The sequence below is a fragment of the Pseudarcicella hirudinis genome, from assembly GCF_900115665.1.
In the GTDB taxonomy this organism is placed as follows: Bacteria; Bacteroidota; Bacteroidia; order Cytophagales; family Spirosomataceae; genus Pseudarcicella; species Pseudarcicella hirudinis.
This window is the reverse complement of sequence record NZ_FOXH01000033.1, coordinates 1-1233: the sequence shown is the minus strand read 5'-3', so window position 1 is coordinate 1233 and position 1233 is coordinate 1. Positions and strand designations below refer to the sequence as shown.

Below are 1233 nucleotides of genomic sequence, written 5' to 3'. Positions count from 1 at the left end.
GTTATTTATTTAACTAATAATCTTTAGAGTCGTATGGAACTCTAAGGGCTGGAGGTTCATACATCCGTATATAATCTTTAACGTCTCCATTTCTCCCAATGGAGCATATATTGATCCTAATCAAAATACTCATGCTCCAATTAATGCATTACTACATGAAGGGGGGCATGCTTATTTAGCTTATGAAAATTACTTAATTCTTCAAGAGGGAGTTGAAAAGCAAAAGCGTGGTGATTCAGAGGGTCGAAAGAATGCTGAAAAACAATATTATGAGAGATTAGATGCATTTGGTAGAACAGAAGAAGGGGGATGGCGTAGTGTTGAAGAAAAGTATATTATTCAAAAATATGAAATTCCATTTGCTACCCAAGTAATGAAAGAAGCAGCAAGGCCAAATCATAAGGGTAGTTTTTACAAATCAGAGGGAGCTTTTTCTACTAAACCAATTGGAGGAGTATCTCCAATCTATAAACCTAAAAACTGATTTAATTATGAGATTAACATATGTATTATTTTATATTTTCTTGTACACAAATATTTTCGCTCAAGAAAATATTTTTCGCATCAAAGGTATACCATTTAGTGGACATAATGTTGTTCCTATTAGTGAAAATCAAATTGACAAAATAAAATCCACAAATAAAAATAGATTTTATTTGTATGATGTTACGGATAGTTTAAGAGTTAAAAAGATTCGTAAAATTTTAAAAAGAATTACACGTAAGAGAAATTTGATAAATGATTCATATGATTTGAGACTAGGATTTTATTTTGTTCAAGGGGATACAATTATTGAAAAATTTTATTTTGACAGTCACCAGAGATTATTGATGGATTGTAAATTGTATAAACCGAAATGGCGCGATATTAAATATATATTTAGCTTATTATGTAGACCGTCATTTTCCGAAATCTTGGTGGATGAGTCTAAATATTGGAGATATTGTACATTCTCATGTAATGGTTACCCCTAACTGTCCGTAGTCTTTTGACTACGGATGATTTATGCTGTAGAGTGTCTTTGACACGATAAGCACATGAGATGGCATTTTTTGCTTTAATTTCAAACAAACGTTCATTTCAACCCCTCCTGTCCGTAGTCTTTTTGACTACGGATAATCAAAAAAGTAGGTTGTCTTATAGTATGTCAAATTACTGTTTTCATTTCAAATTATTTTTCATTTCGATTTACCGTGTCAGAGAGAATGTTATTTATTTAACTAATAATCTTTA

General features: G+C 31.0%; 1 protein-coding gene. It reads left to right on the top strand.

Going from position 1 to position 1233, the window contains the following annotated elements; genetic code table 11:
- Nucleotides 1-491 precede the first annotated feature (491 nt).
- Nucleotides 492-974: a hypothetical protein gene (locus BM179_RS24995; RefSeq protein ID WP_143095326.1), complete on the top strand. Its 483-nt coding sequence runs from the start codon at nt 492-494 to the stop codon at nt 972-974.
- Nucleotides 975-1233: the final 259 nt, after the last annotated feature.

Excerpts from the sequence above, each read along its gene's own strand:
- BM179_RS24995 (WP_143095326.1), top strand. The coding sequence starts at position 492 with ATGAGATTAACATATGTATTATTTTATATTTTCTTGTACACAAATATT.